Here is a 13,141-nt window from a genome sequence, read left to right on the forward strand (position 1 = left end):
TCTCTGGCCGATAGTCTCAGTTGATGCGGGAGTTTATCTTGAGCCCTTTGCGGACCTCGTCCAAAGCCGTTTTCCACACGCTTCCAACGCCGCCCAAGGCCGACAAGAGGCCGCAGACGGATACCCGCCACGACATCACGCGCACCGACGACTACGCCTGGCTGCGCGCTGATAACTGGCAGGCCATGTTCAAGGATCCCTCCCTCCTCGATCCCGCCATCCGCAACCATCTGGAAGCGGAAAATGCCTATATGGACGCGGCTCTCGGCGATACGGCCGAATTGCAGAAGACCCTGTTTGCCGAGATGAAGGGCCGCATCAAGGAGGATGATTCCTCCGTGCCGATGAAGGACGGCGCCTTCGCCTATGGCACGCTCTATGTCACCGGCGGCGAGCAGGCGCATTATTTCCGCACCCCGCGCGACGGTGGCGCGCGCGAGCTCCTGCTGGATGGCGACAAGCAGGCCGAAGGCAAGGATTATTTCCGCCTGTCCGGCCTCGACCACTGCAGCGATCACACGCGCGGCATCTGGGGCTATGACGACAAGGGGTCCGAATATTATACGCTGCGGGTGCGGGAATTCTCCACCGGCAGCGATCTACCCGATCGCGTCGAGAACACGGCCGGCGGCGGCGTCTGGGCTCCGGACGGCAAGAGCTTTTTCTACACGCTGCAGGACGATAACCACCGTCCGTCCAAGGTCTTCCATCATATTCTCGGCCAGCCGCAATCGGCCGATCGCCTGGTCTACGAGGAAAGCGATCCGGGTTTCTTCATGGGCGTCGGCGGCTCGCTTCTCGACGATTTCATCTTCATCGACATTCACGATCACGAGACGTCCGAATACCGCATCCTGTCGACTCGCGATCTCGAGGCCGAACCGCAACTGGTGGCGCAGCGTCAGGAAGGCGTCGAATACGCGCTGACCGAAGGCGGCGATGTTTTCTTTATCCTGACCAATGACGACGGCGCGAAGGATTTCAAGATCATGATGGCGCCGGTCACGGCACCGGGCAAGGACAACTGGACGGAAGTCGTGGGCCACGAGCCGGGCCGGCTCATCCTCTCCCATGCGGCCTATGCCCGCCATCTCGTCTGGCTGGAGCGTCGCGACGGCCTGCCGCGGATCGTCGTCCGCGACCGCGCAAGCGGCGAGGAACATGCCATCGCCTTTGCCGAAGAGGCCTATGCGCTGGGTCTGCAGGGCGCCGCCGAATACGAGACCGATACGATCCGCTTCTCCTATTCCTCGATGACGACGCCGAGCCAGCTGTTCGATTACAATATGGCGACACGCGAGCGCCGCCTGCTGAAGACACAGGAAGTGCCCTCCGGCCATAATCCGGACGATTATGTCACCCGCCGCGTCATGGCGACCTCCCATGATGGTGCGCTCGTGCCCGTCTCGCTGCTCTACCGCAAGGATTGCCCGCTGGATGGATCGGCACCCTGCCTGCTCTACGGCTATGGCGCCTATGGCATCAGCATTCCCGCCTCCTTCTCGACGAACGCGCTGTCGCTTGTCGATCGCGGTTTCGTCTATGCCATCGCCCATGTCAGGGGCGGCAAGGACAAAGGTTTCGACTGGTACGAGACCGGCAAGATGGCAATGAAGCAGAACACGTTCAAAGACTTCATCGCCGCCGCCGACCATCTGGTGACGCAAGGCTTCACCGCCTATGACCGGATCATCGCCGAAGGCGGCTCGGCCGGCGGCATGCTGATGGGCGCGATCGCCAACATGGCGCCGGAAAAATTCGCCGGCATCATTGCTGCGGTGCCCTTTGTCGATGTCCTCAACACCATGCTCGACGATACGCTGCCGCTCACCCCGCCGGAATGGCCCGAATGGGGCAATCCGCTGGAGTCCGCAGAAGAGTATCAATGGATCGCCGCCTATTCTCCCTATGACAATGTGGCGGACAGGCCCTATCCGCCAATTCTCGCGATTTCCGGCCTCACCGATCCGCGCGTGACCTATTGGGAACCGACCAAATGGGTTGCGCGGCTGCGGGACACCGCGCCCGAGGCCGGTCCCTATCTGTTGAAGACGAACATGGCCGCCGGCCATGGCGGCAAATCGGGAAGGTTCCAGCGGCTCGAGGAGATCGCCTTCGAATATGCCTTTGCGCTGAAGGTCGTCGGCCGCACCGCTTGATCGTCAACTGCCTGATCGCCAACTGCCTGATCGCGGAATGCCTGATCGCGAGAGCAATGTGGCGCGTGGAACCCGTCCACGCGCCCCGGCGTTGATGGGTGAAACCCGCTGCAGCCGTGCCCGGAGGCGGCGCTGTGCCGCTTCGGGGCTTCAATCAGGCCGCGCCTCAACCGCGAATGACGATCGGAACAGATGTTCATCAAGCAATGGTGGTTTCTAAAGCGGATGACGCGGCGGCTATGGTTCACCGCCACGCTCTATTGCCTGTTCGGCATTGGCGCCTCCCTCGCCGCCATCTGGTTCGCGCCTTATCTGCCGGAAGACCTGCCGCGCACCTTCGGGGCTGAATCGGTTGATTCCATCCTCACCATCATTGCTTCCAGCATGCTGGCGGTGACCACCTTCTCGCTGACGACGCTGGTTTCGGCCACCACCGCCGCAGCCAGCAGCGCCACGCCGCGTGCCACCAGCCTGCTGCTGGAAGATCGCACCGCCCAGCGCGCCCTCTCGACCTTTCTCGGCGCCTTTCTGTTTTCGCTGATCGGCCTGATCGCGTTGAACACCGAACTTTATGGCGAAAGGGGCCGTTTCCTGCTTTTCCTGGCCACGCTGATCATGGTGGCCTTCATCGTCGTTACGCTGCTGCGCTGGATCGATCATCTGGCAGGGCTTGGCCGGGTGGCGGAAACCATTTCCCGCGTCGAGGATGTCGCCCGGCGGGCGCTCGACGCGCATCGCCGCGATCCCGGTCTGGGGGCCGCCGCCTGGTCGGGGCCGCCGGAGGCAGCCATCGGCATTTTCCACCCGCAAGTGGGCTATGTCCAGAATCTCGACATGGGATCGCTGAACCGGCTGGCAGAGGCGCTGAAGGCCCGGATCTACGTGAACCGGCGGCCCGGCAGCCAGTGCGATCCCTCCCGTCCGGTCGCCTATCTTGTACTGGAAGACACCGCCCAGACGCTGCCCGATACGGCGGCTGCGACGATCCATGCGGCCTTCGCCATAGGTCCGCGGCGCTCTTTCGATCAGGATCCGCGCTTCGGTCTCATCACCCTGTCGGAAATCGGATCCAAGGCGCTGTCGCCCGGCATCAACGATCCCGGAACCGCCATCGACGTGCTGTCGACGCTGACACGGCTCCTGGCCCAGTCTCCTGCCCTGTCTCCGGCCCAGTCCCAGTCCCAGTCCCAGTCCCAGTCCCCGACCCGGGCCCCGGAGGCGAAACCCGTCCGCTTCGAGCGGATCCACCTCCTGCCTTTGACGGAGGACGAATTGCTGGATGCGGCTTTCATGCCGATCTCGCGCGATGGCGCAGGCCTCGTCGAGGTGGCCCTGCGGCTGCAGAAATCGCTTGCCGCCATTGCCGCACAGGCGGAATCGGACCTGCGCGTGGCGGCGCGGCAGATGGCGGAACTGGCGCATGACCGCGCTTTGGCAAGCCTCACCTTCGAAGAGGACCGCCAGCGGCTGAGCCGCGAGCACAAGCTGCTTTTCCCTGACCTTGCGTGACCGCCGGCCTGCCGGCCATTGCCTGCCTTCCATTGCCAGCCGGCCATTGCCTGCCATTGCCAGCCAGGACCAGCCAGCAACAGCCAGGGCCGGCAACCTTATGTTAACCCTCTCCGATGAGGATGCGGCGACGGGTTTGCCCGCGCGAAAGCGCCGCTTCCTGATTCGATCGGACGGCAACCCGGCGCACATCTGTGCTCCCCAATGTAGCGAAGCAGGGGATCGGGGCGGCACCCGGCAGAACAGTCTGCCTGTCAACGCCCATTCGGCGCCGATCGTGTCCAGACGCAAGCCTCGCGCAAGCTTCAGCGGTTAACGAAGGATTAACACTTCGATTATCGCGAGCCAGCGCCATGCAGATTGAGAGCCGACTGAGTGGCTACGGTTACCCCGCAAAGCCACAGATCCACGAGCGGAAACCCGAAGCGGTCCAGGACAGGGCCGTCGAGACCCGCCGTTTTCATGATGGCGCCCTGACGGGCAGCAGCACGCTTCTGTCCTCCTCGCTCGCCAATGCGCTCTGGGTGGTGGAAGAAAGCCGTCAGGCCGAAGGCGCAGCCGCCTCGACTGTGGCCCAGATCGAAGACATCTATTCCGAGTTCTAAAGAGTTCGCCGACCCCATGGCGGATCACGGCCTCTCCGAAAACCCCTGCGGTCCGGAACCAAGGTGCGGAACCGAGCCCTGAGACCCTGATCTAACCTCTGGATCCGAAGGCCTACCTACTCTGTGGCCCGGATGGCTGCCCGAAAGGGTAATGCCGTCCCTTCGAGCCGGCATCCCCTTTCTTCTCAATGTCCTTCAGTCTCCGTCAGGCATGGTCATGCGCATGCCCATGCCCATGTCCATGTCCATGTCCATGCGCCGAGGCTGGGCGTGGCGCATGCCCGCCGCAGCAGGCGTCTGCGGAATGGCCTTGGCCGCCATGATCATGCGGGTCCAGGTCCGGGTCGATCGTGCCGCCTGCCTGCCATTCCGCATAGGACTGTTTCAGGATCTGCACCGACGAGGTCAGGAAGAGCCCGGCCATCACGGCGGCCACGGCAAGATCCGGCCAGGCGGTTGCCGTTCCCCAGACACCCAGTGCCGCAATCATCACGATGACATTGCCGATGGCGTCATTGCGCGAGCAGAGCCAGACCGAGCGCACATTGGCATCGCCATCCTTGTAGCGCAAAAGCAGAAGCACGCTGACCAGATTGGCCACCAGAGCGAGAAAACCGATGACGCCCATGATGGGAGCCTCCGGCACGCCGACCACGAAGACGCGGTAGACGGTCGAGCCGAAGACGAACAGGCCCATCAGGAACAGGCTGATGCCCTTGGCGGCGGCAGCCGTCGTGCGTACCCGCAGGGAAGCGCCGATCACTGCCAGCGAAATTCCGTAGGTCACCGCATCGGCAAAGAAATCCAGCGCGTCCGCCTGCAGGGCCTGCGACCCGGCAAGACGCCCTGCCGTCATTTCGACGGCGAACATCACTGCATTGATGACGATGACCGCCCAGAGCCTGCGCTTGTAATCGGCCGATAAACCTTCGAAGCTTGCCTTGTGGTCGCAGCAGCCCGCACTCATGACGTCACCTTTTTTGTTGCAATCTGTCGATGACACCACAGATAATCCCTCTAGTGACTAGAGGTTCAAGAGGTTTTTTCGGCAATGTTCTCGATTGGTGACGTCTCCAGGCGGACCGGGGTGAAGGTCCCGACGATCCGCTATTATGAGCAGATGGGCCTGATGGCGCCTTCGGAGCGCTCGGAGGGCAATCAGCGGCGCTACAGTGGCAGTGATGTGGAGCGCCTGACCTTCATCCGCCATGCCCGCGATCTCGGCTTCGAGATCGAGCGGATTCGCGAGTTGATCGCGCTCAGCCGCCATCCGGACGCGCCATGCGACGGCGCCGACCGTATCGCCACCAATCATCTCCTCGAGGTGCGGCAGAAGATCGACCAACTGAAGCGGCTGGAGGCGGAGCTGGAACGCATCGTCTCCCATTGCGGCGGCCATACGGTGGAGGACTGCTATGTGATCCGCGCGCTCTCCGACCATGCCCTGTGCGAGCACGAGCATTGAGACGTGAAATGCCACGGAGCCGGAGCCAGCGCCTCTCGCTTCCTCCCGCCTCTTGACAGACCTTCAAAAGCGGCGCATGGATGACGCCATGATGATCGAACGCGCACCCATCTCCGTGACGTATTTTTGGGCCTACCGGTAACGGGCGGCTCGACAGATCACAATGTCAACAAGCCGCCGTCAGGCGGCTTTGTTGTAACAAGACGGCACCTGACGGCACGAAACCACCAAAGGATGCCGCAAATGCCTGAAGATACCGAAATCTCCCTCCTCCGCCCCTCGGTGATCAATATCCGGGTTGCCAAACCGCGCGACCTGCCCGAGCTGAACGACATGATCGCCCAGCTGGCCGCCCATCATGGCGACGCCTCGGCCATGACGCCGGAGGCTCTGGAGCGCGACCTGTTCGGCCCCATGCCCTGGATCCAGGCGCTGGTTGCCGATAGCGGCGATGGCCTGATGGGCTACGCCATTCTCGTGCCGCTCTACCGCGCCCAGGAAGCCAAGCGCGGCATGGATCTGCATCATCTTTTCGTCCGTGACGGCCATCGCGGCCATGGGATCGGCCAGCATCTGGTGGCCCGGGCCCGCGATTGCGCGCGCGCCCAAGGCTGCGATTTCCTCTCTGTCTCGGCCGCCACCGGCAATTTCGCCGCGCATCGCTTCTACGAGCAGATGGATTTCATTCCGCGCCCCGTCACCGGCATGCGCTTCCTGCAGCCGCTGGCCTGACGATCCCTCTGGATAAGGAACAGGATATGGCCCGCATCGCGATCGCCCTCACCCCCGATTATGCCGATTGGGAAATCGGCCTGCTGACCGCCGTTGCCCGCAGTTTCCTGCAGGCCGAAATCGTCACCGCTTCGCCGGATGGCGGGCCTGTCACCTCCATGGGCGGGCTGAGCGTCACCCCGGATTGCGCCTATGCCGATCTTGATGCGCAGGATTTCGATGCGCTGGTCATTCCGGGCGGCATGAGCTGGGAAAACGGAACGGCGCCCGATCTTGGCCCGCTCACATCAGCCTTCCGCGCCAAGGGCAAGCTTATCGCCGGCATCTGCGCGGCCGCCGGCGCGCTGGCCGGTCTTGGCCTGCTGAACACGGTCGCGCATACCGGCAATGCGCTCCTCGCGCACAAGGCGCAGGCGGGCTATCGGGGCGAGGCACTCTATCGCGACCGGCCGCAGGCCGTCTCGGATGGCGGCGTGATCACCGCGCCCGGCACATCGCCCTTCACCTTCACGGTGGAGATCCTCAAGGCGCTGGACCTGTGGACGCCGGAGGCGCAGGCGGAAATGGCAGGCTTTGCCGCGGAACATGCCTGATCGCAGTCATCGACGAGTGTCGCTCGGGGCCGTGCGTCAGCCTTCGCTGTGACCGGCGCGCGCCCTCGCCGTCTCTTGCCGCTCTTGCCGCTCTAGCCGCTCTTGCCGGCGCCGGTCTCAGTGTTTCAGCATATAAAGCGCATAAAGGCCGATCAGCGCTGCGGCGGCGAGCGCCGATACCAGTTTCAGCCGTCGCTCGATGAACCGGCGCATCTCCTCGCCATAGGAGTTCAGAAGCCAGGCAAGGGCAAAGAAACGGGCGCCGCGGGCAATGACGGCGGAGGCGATGAAGAGGCCGAGGCTGAAATTGGCGACCCCCGCGAGAATGGTCACCACCTTGATCGGCGGCAGATGGGCGAGACCGGACGTCACCAGCAGAAGCAGGATGGTCTCTCCATGGATCGAGGCGGCGAGCTGGTCGAAAGTGTCGAGCTTGCCATAGAAACTGAGAACCGGCTTTGCCACCGCCTCAAAGGCATAATGGCCGATCATCCAGCCCAGAATGCCGCCCAGAACCGAAGCCGTCGTCGCGATCAACGCATAGAGATAGGCGCGCTTGGGCCGCGCCAGCACCATGGGAATGAACAGCACGTCTGCCGGCACGAGAAAGAACGAACTCTCTACGAAGGCAATCACGGCCAGCCACCAGGCGGCGGCCTTGCGGGCGGCAAGCGCCATGGTCCAGAGATAGAGTTTGCGCAACATGTCTGAGAGCTCCGGCGGGAATGGCGTGAGAAAGGCGTGAGAAAGGCGTGAGACGGGCGTGGGGATGACGGGGGTGGGACTGAAGGCGGGCTGGGGGCCGGCAGGTGGTGGCTGCCGCGGTAGCGCAAGAGCCGCGCCGGCGCAAGGCTTCGCCCGGACAGCTGACCATGAGCCTGCGCTGCGGCCGACCTGGCCGGCCCAGAAGCATGAGGATCGCATCCATTAGGCCAAAGGGCCTGTGGTTCTTGCAAAGACCAAGTCGTTTTGGCCCCGATGCGCTACCGCCGTTCGCTGGCCAGCCGGTCGCCGGCCTCGATCAGGTTTGCCTGCAACTCCATCAGCCGGTCGCGAAGGGCAACAACCTCATCCAGACTGCAGCCGGTGGCGCGGGCAATGGCCGGCGTTATCTCGGCGGCCTTCTCCTGCAGCGCCCGGCCCGTCTGCGTCAGGGTGATCAGAACCTGCCGTTCATCCGCCTTGGCCCGCGCCCTCGCCAGAAGGCCCGCCTGCTCCAGCCGCTTCAGCAGCGGCGACAGCGTACCGCTGTCGAGGCCGAGGGCGTCCGACAGCGCCTTGACCGGCTGACCGTCCCGCTCCCAAAGGCTGATCATCACGAGATATTGCGGATATGTCAGTCCCAGCGGCTCCAGCAGCGGCTTGTAGGCCCGCGAAAAAGCATGCGCCGTACCATAGAGCGCAAAGCACAGCATCTGCTCCAGCCGGATGGTTGGATCCTTCGTCTTCTGGTCCGTCATGGCACGCCTCCTGACTTCGATGCCGCCTGCCCTATATTTTTTAAGGGCGCACAGGCTTGACGCCGAACTTCTATGCGCATAAATATATTGTGCACAATCGAATTGTGCAACAGCTTTTATCAAGCGATCGGCAAAGGCTGCGTCGCGCCGTACAGGTTCAACCAAGGAGACGATCATGGCTATACTCTACACCACCAAGGCTTCTGCCACCGGCGGTCGCGCCGGCCGCGCTCATTCCGACAATGGCGTTCTCGATGTCACGCTGACGGTGCCGAAGGAACTCGGCGGCGATGGCGCAACCGGCACCAATCCCGAGCAACTGTTTGCTGCCGGCTATTCCGCCTGCTTCCTCGGCGCCTTGAAGAATGTCGCCGGCAAGGCGAAGGTGAAGATCCCCGAAGATGCCACGGTCACGGCCACGGTGGGCATCGGCCCGCGTGACGACGGCACCGGCTTCGGCATTGAAGTCTCGCTCGTCGTGGATATTCCCGGCCTTGACCGCGAAACCGCGGAAGATCTGGTGGCCAAGGCGCATATCGTCTGCCCCTACAGCCACGCCATGCGGACGTCGACCGAAGTTCCCGTCTCGGTCGCCTGAGCGGGCCTCACGGCAGAATTGCTTTTCGAAGGGTCGCGCAAGCGGCCCTTTCTCCTGTTTGAGACTGCATGGTCATCGAGATGGCATGTCCCGTCGCAAGATCCAGTCACCGGATCTGCGCCAGGCTCATCCGCAACCGGTCCGTTCCGCCCTCGCCCATCACCATATCCACTTCGGCATGCGTGCGCGTCCAGATCGGCAGGGCCTGGAGAAGCAGCTCCCGCCCCTCCTCCGTCAGCGTCAAAAGCCGGCCGCGGGCATCCTTCGGATCCGGAACGACCTCCAGCAGCCCGCGCCGCTGCAAAGGCTTCAGCGCCGCCGTCAGCGTCGTGCGGTCCATGTCGAGAACCGATGCGACGGAGCCCATGGGGGCCGGCTGGGGACGGTTGAGCGACATCAGCAGCGAAAACTGGCCATTGGTCAGGCCCACCGGGCGCAAGGCCTGGTCGAAACGACGCGCCAATGCGCGGGCCGCCCGCTGCACGTGCAGGCAGAGGCAGGTATCGCGCACATGAATGGTGGTTGAAAAGGGAATCACATTTATGTTTGACATGACCTATATACGTTGATATCAACGCAATTGTCAAGTTTGGCCGGCGACATCTGGGAGGATATGATGACGCAGAAGGCAATGCAGAATGCCGTTGTTTCGCGGCAGGAATGGCTGAAGGCCCGGCAAGTCCTGCTTCAGCGCGAAAAGGAAATGACGCGGCTGCGCGATGCGATCAATCGCGAGCGGCTCCAGCTTCCCTGGGTGAAGGTGGAGGAGGACTATCGCTTCGCGACCCCGGCCGGCGAGAAAAGCCTGTCCGACCTCTTCGACGGTCGCAGCCAGCTGATTGTCTATCACTTCATGTTCGGGCCCGACTGGGAGGCCGGCTGCGAGGGATGTTCCTTCCTGGCCGACCATCTGGACGGCACGCTGCCGCATCTCAACCATCACGATGTGACGCTCGTCTGCGTTTCCCGCGCACCTCTGGACAAGATCGAAGCCTACAAGACCCGCATGGGATGGCGCTTTCCCTGGGTTTCCTCTTACGGCAGCCGCTTCAACCATGATTTCGGTGTGTCCTTCACCCCGGAGGAACTCGCCTCCGGCTCGGTCTTCTACAATTTCCGCGACACGCCCTCGGCCCAGGCGCATGATGAATTGCCGGGCCAGTCCGCCTTCTTCAAGGACGAGACCGGACAGATCTTCCACACCTATTCGTCCTATGCCCGCGGTGGCGAAGAGATGCTGGGCACGATGATGATCCTCGACCAGGCGCCGCTCGGCCGCAATGAAGACTCGACGATGAACTTCGTGAAGCGCCACGACGAATACGAGTCCGCGCCGAAGCCATCGGGCTGCTGCCACTAGTGGTTCGATCCGGATGGTCCAATCCATTCGCAGCACCGGCCAAGACCAAGACAACGCAGGATCCTGCGCTCCAGGGAGGAGAGACCAATGGACATGACCATGCCGAAGCCGCGTGCCGAGCACGCCTTTCTGCAAAGGCTTGTCGGACGCTGGCAGGTTTCTGCCGCGGATATGACCGATGGCGAGGACTGGATCGAGGAGGTCCGGTCGCTGCACGATCTCTGGTTCGTGGCCGAAGGGCGCGGCAAGATGCCGGGCGGCGCTGCGGCCACGACGGTTCTCACCCTCGGCTACAACAGCCAGACCGGCCGCTATATCGGCAGCTGGATCGGCACGATGATGGAGCATATGTGGGTCTATGACGGCGACGTGTCCGAAGACGGCTCGACGCTCAGCCTCTACACGACCGGCCCGAGCTTTGACGACCCGTCCGTCACCCAGGCCTATCGCGAAGAGATCATCTTCACCGGTGACGATACCCGGATTTTCACCTCCAGCGCCAAACAGCCGGATGGCGGCTGGCACACCTTCATGCGCGCCGATTACAAGCGGCTCGCCTGACGCAAGCTGACCGGCCCTGTCCGGCGTCACACGGATGTCAGGCAAGTCGCGTCTATGATGCGCCTGATCTCTCTCAACAGCCTCTGGCAAAGGATCGTTCGATGCCCTCTCCCAACCATGGCACCTTCATCTGGTGCGAACTGATGACGACCGACATGAACAAGGCCGCCGCCTTTTACGGCTCCGTCATCGGCTGGAACGCGAAGACAATGCCCATGCCCGATATGGAGGGCGAGGATTACGGCATATTCGACACGCGGGCCGGCGACGAGGATTGCGGCGTGGCCGGCTTCATGACGCTTCCGCCGGAGATGGCGGGGCAGATCCCGCCGAATTGGACCGGTTATATCGGTGTGGACGATGTGGATGACATGGTGGCCCGCTTCAAGGCGGAGGGAGGCTCGGTGCGCAAGGAGGCTTTCGATGTCCCCGGCGTCGGGCGCATGGCGGTGGTGGCCGATCCGCACGGCGCGGTCTTGTGCATCATGACGCCGCTGCCGATGGACAATCCGCCGCCAATGGCGCCGATCGGGTCGCCCGGCACATTCGGGTGGCAGGAACTCTATGCCGGCGATGGCCGCGAGGCGCTGGCCTTTTACGGCAGGATGTTCGGCTGGACGCTGGACCATGCCATGCCGATGGGGGAAATGGGCGATTACCTGATCTTTTCCCATCAGGGACGCCAGGTCGGCGGCATGATGACGCGTCCGCCCACAGTGCCTGTGCCGTGCTGGTCCTATTACATCAACGTGCCCTCCGTGACCGAGGCGGCCGAAAAGATCAGCAAGGGCGGCGGCACCGTGGTTTTCGGCCCGCAGGACGTGCCGGGCGGCAGCCAGATCGTTCAGGCCATGGATCCGCAGGGCGCCTTCTTTGCCGTGGTCTCACCGGCCTGAGGACAGCCCACCCGCCTCCCTTTGGCGCTCGCGCAGCGGCAGCACGACGCCGCGCGAGGCGCAATAGGCCAGAAGCGACAGCATGATGGCCGCGCCCCAGAGCCAGAAGATCGCATGGCCGGGCTGAAGCGTTCAGGAACAAGATCGAACATCAAGCCGGCAAGGAGAAGGACAAAAGCGCAGGATCCCCTTGTATAGAAGGCAGCGAATCAGCCATTATACAGTAAATGGTTCGCTTATATCTTCATATTACTGTTATATTTTTGAAGATATTAGAATAAAATACAAGGAAGATATGACGCAGCTGCTTTTCTCCCTTCCCGTGCATGAACGGCCGGATATCGTCCGCGGGCAGATCGAAAACATCAATTTCTTCGCGCCGGGATCGCATATTGTCATTCACATTGCGCAGCTGGCGGCGGATCTGCGCGATGAATTCCTGCAGTTTTGCGCTTTCGACAATGTCACCATCAATCCCGCCTGCCTCGAAACCGTCTGGTCGAGCGGCATTCTGCACACCCATGTCAGCAATTTCGAGCATGCAAGGCAAATCGGCATCGGCTTCGACAAGATCGTCCTGATCTCCTCCAATGAAATGCTGATCAAGCCGGGGATCAGCGATTATCTGTCGCCCCTTCCGGTCGGCGCCCAGACCGAGGTCTTCGACGATGCGGAAGACTGGGCGGTGTTCGATCGTGACCATCTGGCGCTGCCTGCCATGCAGAAATTCCTGGCGAAGCTGGATCTCCCTGTCTTTTTCGGCGGTCAGGCGGAAGGACAGTTCTTTCACGCCAATATCTTCGAGTTCATTTCCGAGCTCTACCAGGAATTCTTCCCCATGGGCCCGGTGGGGTTCCCGATCGAGGAAGTCGTTCCGCCGACCATTGCGGCGCGCCTGTCGCTCTTGGGCGTCGATATCGCGCCGCCGGTCACGCTGTGCGATTATTGCATCGACACCAAGATCAACCCCGCCCTCATCGAGCAGATCCGCCGCGGAACCGGCACGATCTTCGGGCGGCGGACGCCGCGCATGCTCAAGCCGCCCCATCTCAACCGATCGCTGCTGGCAGGCGTTTTCAGCGTCAAGCGCGTGCCGCGCGAGGATTGCGAGCTGAGGCGCTATATTTGCGGGCTGATGCGCCATCCCGCCGATCCCGTCCTGCAGACCGCCTGAGCGCGTGAGCGCGTGGACGCCTGAGCGCG

At 62.7% G+C, this 13,141-nt stretch carries 15 protein-coding genes; 11 read left to right on the forward strand and 4 right to left on the reverse strand.

The window, feature by feature from the left end; genetic code table 11:
• Positions 1 to 38 precede the first annotated feature (38 nt).
• The 3 genes from QTJ18_RS17955 (at position 39) to QTJ18_RS17965 (ending at position 4,273) form a co-directional block, all read left to right on the forward strand.
• A complete protein-coding gene (locus QTJ18_RS17955) occupies positions 39 to 2,159 on the forward strand; it encodes a S9 family peptidase (RefSeq protein WP_489667201.1) in 2,121 nt (706 codons plus the stop codon).
• 192 nt (positions 2,160 to 2,351) lie between these two features.
• Positions 2,352 to 3,668 carry a DUF2254 domain-containing protein gene (locus QTJ18_RS17960; RefSeq protein ID WP_252752667.1) on the forward strand — a complete coding sequence of 439 codons (1,317 nt, stop codon included), beginning with the start codon at positions 2,352 to 2,354 and terminating at the stop codon, positions 3,666 to 3,668.
• A 353-nt stretch (positions 3,669 to 4,021) separates the two neighbouring features.
• The gene (locus tag QTJ18_RS17965; RefSeq protein ID WP_252752666.1) at positions 4,022 to 4,273 is read left to right on the forward strand and encodes a hypothetical protein; all 252 of its coding nucleotides are present in this window, start codon (positions 4,022 to 4,024) and stop codon (positions 4,271 to 4,273) included.
• A gap of 205 nt (positions 4,274 to 4,478) precedes the next feature.
• On the opposite strand, the gene QTJ18_RS17970 is transcribed toward QTJ18_RS17965, so the two are convergent.
• On the reverse strand, positions 4,479 to 5,240 hold the full coding sequence (locus QTJ18_RS17970) for a cation efflux transmembrane domain-containing protein (RefSeq protein WP_252752665.1): 762 nt from the start codon (positions 5,238 to 5,240) through the stop codon (positions 4,479 to 4,481).
• Positions 5,241 to 5,324: 84 nt separating this feature from the next.
• Here QTJ18_RS17970 and QTJ18_RS17975 point away from each other — a divergent pair, with 84 nt between their 5' ends.
• The 3 genes from QTJ18_RS17975 to QTJ18_RS17985 all read left to right on the forward strand — a co-directional run bounded on the left by QTJ18_RS17975 (position 5,325) and on the right by QTJ18_RS17985 (position 7,063).
• Positions 5,325 to 5,738, forward strand: coding sequence for a MerR family transcriptional regulator (locus QTJ18_RS17975; protein ID WP_252752664.1), 414 nt, complete (start codon positions 5,325 to 5,327; stop codon positions 5,736 to 5,738).
• Positions 5,739 to 5,981: 243 nt separating this feature from the next.
• Entirely contained in the window at positions 5,982 to 6,470 is a 489-nt protein-coding gene (locus QTJ18_RS17980) for a GNAT family N-acetyltransferase (protein WP_489667200.1), read from the forward strand.
• A 26-nt stretch (positions 6,471 to 6,496) separates the two neighbouring features.
• A complete protein-coding gene (locus tag QTJ18_RS17985; protein ID WP_252752662.1) occupies positions 6,497 to 7,063 on the forward strand; it encodes a DJ-1/PfpI family protein in 567 nt (188 codons plus the stop codon).
• 117 nt (positions 7,064 to 7,180) lie between these two features.
• Here QTJ18_RS17985 and QTJ18_RS17990 read toward each other — a convergent pair whose 3' ends face one another.
• A complete protein-coding gene (locus QTJ18_RS17990) occupies positions 7,181 to 7,768 on the reverse strand; it encodes a YqaA family protein (protein ID WP_252752661.1) in 588 nt (195 codons plus the stop codon).
• Positions 7,769 to 8,046: 278 nt separating this feature from the next.
• A complete protein-coding gene (locus QTJ18_RS17995; protein WP_252752660.1) occupies positions 8,047 to 8,523 on the reverse strand; it encodes a MarR family winged helix-turn-helix transcriptional regulator in 477 nt (158 codons plus the stop codon).
• Positions 8,524 to 8,698: 175 nt separating this feature from the next.
• Here QTJ18_RS17995 and QTJ18_RS18000 point away from each other — a divergent pair, with 175 nt between their 5' ends.
• The gene (locus QTJ18_RS18000; protein ID WP_252752659.1) at positions 8,699 to 9,121 is read left to right on the forward strand and encodes an organic hydroperoxide resistance protein; all 423 of its coding nucleotides are present in this window, start codon (positions 8,699 to 8,701) and stop codon (positions 9,119 to 9,121) included.
• Between the two features lie 106 nt (positions 9,122 to 9,227).
• Here QTJ18_RS18000 and QTJ18_RS18005 read toward each other — a convergent pair whose 3' ends face one another.
• Complete coding sequence (locus QTJ18_RS18005) at positions 9,228 to 9,674, reverse strand: MarR family winged helix-turn-helix transcriptional regulator (RefSeq protein WP_252752658.1); 447 nt, start codon at positions 9,672 to 9,674, stop codon at positions 9,228 to 9,230.
• A 78-nt stretch (positions 9,675 to 9,752) separates the two neighbouring features.
• Here QTJ18_RS18005 and QTJ18_RS18010 point away from each other — a divergent pair, with 78 nt between their 5' ends.
• The 4 genes from QTJ18_RS18010 (at position 9,753) to QTJ18_RS18025 (ending at position 13,112) form a co-directional block, all read left to right on the forward strand.
• A complete protein-coding gene (locus QTJ18_RS18010) occupies positions 9,753 to 10,481 on the forward strand; it encodes a DUF899 domain-containing protein (protein ID WP_252752895.1) in 729 nt (242 codons plus the stop codon).
• A gap of 93 nt (positions 10,482 to 10,574) precedes the next feature.
• Positions 10,575 to 11,042 (forward strand): DUF1579 domain-containing protein, encoded by a 468-nt coding sequence (locus QTJ18_RS18015; RefSeq protein ID WP_252752894.1) that lies wholly within the window; start codon positions 10,575 to 10,577, stop codon positions 11,040 to 11,042.
• A 101-nt stretch (positions 11,043 to 11,143) separates the two neighbouring features.
• On the forward strand, positions 11,144 to 11,938 hold the full coding sequence (locus QTJ18_RS18020; protein ID WP_252752657.1) for a VOC family protein: 795 nt from the start codon (positions 11,144 to 11,146) through the stop codon (positions 11,936 to 11,938).
• A 295-nt stretch (positions 11,939 to 12,233) separates the two neighbouring features.
• Positions 12,234 to 13,112, forward strand: coding sequence for a hypothetical protein (locus QTJ18_RS18025; RefSeq protein ID WP_252752656.1), 879 nt, complete (start codon positions 12,234 to 12,236; stop codon positions 13,110 to 13,112).
• Positions 13,113 to 13,141: the final 29 nt, after the last annotated feature.

Origin of the sequence: Rhizobium sp. SSA_523 (genome assembly GCF_030435705.1) — a bacterium.
GTDB lineage: Bacteria > Pseudomonadota > Alphaproteobacteria > Rhizobiales > Rhizobiaceae > Neorhizobium.

Coding starts and splice junctions, on each gene's coding strand:
- QTJ18_RS17960 (WP_252752667.1), top strand. CDS start 2,352: ATGTTCATCAAGCAATGGTGGTTTCTAAAGCGGATGACGCGGCGGCTA.
- QTJ18_RS17965 (WP_252752666.1), top strand. CDS start 4,022: ATGCAGATTGAGAGCCGACTGAGTGGCTACGGTTACCCCGCAAAGCCA.
- QTJ18_RS17970 (WP_252752665.1), bottom strand. CDS start 5,240: ATGAGTGCGGGCTGCTGCGACCACAAGGCAAGCTTCGAAGGTTTATCG.
- QTJ18_RS17975 (WP_252752664.1), top strand. CDS start 5,325: ATGTTCTCGATTGGTGACGTCTCCAGGCGGACCGGGGTGAAGGTCCCG.
- QTJ18_RS17980 (WP_489667200.1), top strand. CDS start 5,982: ATGCCTGAAGATACCGAAATCTCCCTCCTCCGCCCCTCGGTGATCAAT.
- QTJ18_RS17985 (WP_252752662.1), top strand. CDS start 6,497: ATGGCCCGCATCGCGATCGCCCTCACCCCCGATTATGCCGATTGGGAA.
- QTJ18_RS17990 (WP_252752661.1), bottom strand. CDS start 7,768: ATGTTGCGCAAACTCTATCTCTGGACCATGGCGCTTGCCGCCCGCAAG.
- QTJ18_RS17995 (WP_252752660.1), bottom strand. CDS start 8,523: ATGACGGACCAGAAGACGAAGGATCCAACCATCCGGCTGGAGCAGATG.
- QTJ18_RS18000 (WP_252752659.1), top strand. CDS start 8,699: ATGGCTATACTCTACACCACCAAGGCTTCTGCCACCGGCGGTCGCGCC.
- QTJ18_RS18005 (WP_252752658.1), bottom strand. CDS start 9,674: ATGTCAAACATAAATGTGATTCCCTTTTCAACCACCATTCATGTGCGC.
- QTJ18_RS18010 (WP_252752895.1), top strand. CDS start 9,753: ATGCAGAATGCCGTTGTTTCGCGGCAGGAATGGCTGAAGGCCCGGCAA.
- QTJ18_RS18015 (WP_252752894.1), top strand. CDS start 10,575: ATGACCATGCCGAAGCCGCGTGCCGAGCACGCCTTTCTGCAAAGGCTT.
- QTJ18_RS18020 (WP_252752657.1), top strand. CDS start 11,144: ATGCCCTCTCCCAACCATGGCACCTTCATCTGGTGCGAACTGATGACG.
- QTJ18_RS18025 (WP_252752656.1), top strand. CDS start 12,234: ATGACGCAGCTGCTTTTCTCCCTTCCCGTGCATGAACGGCCGGATATC.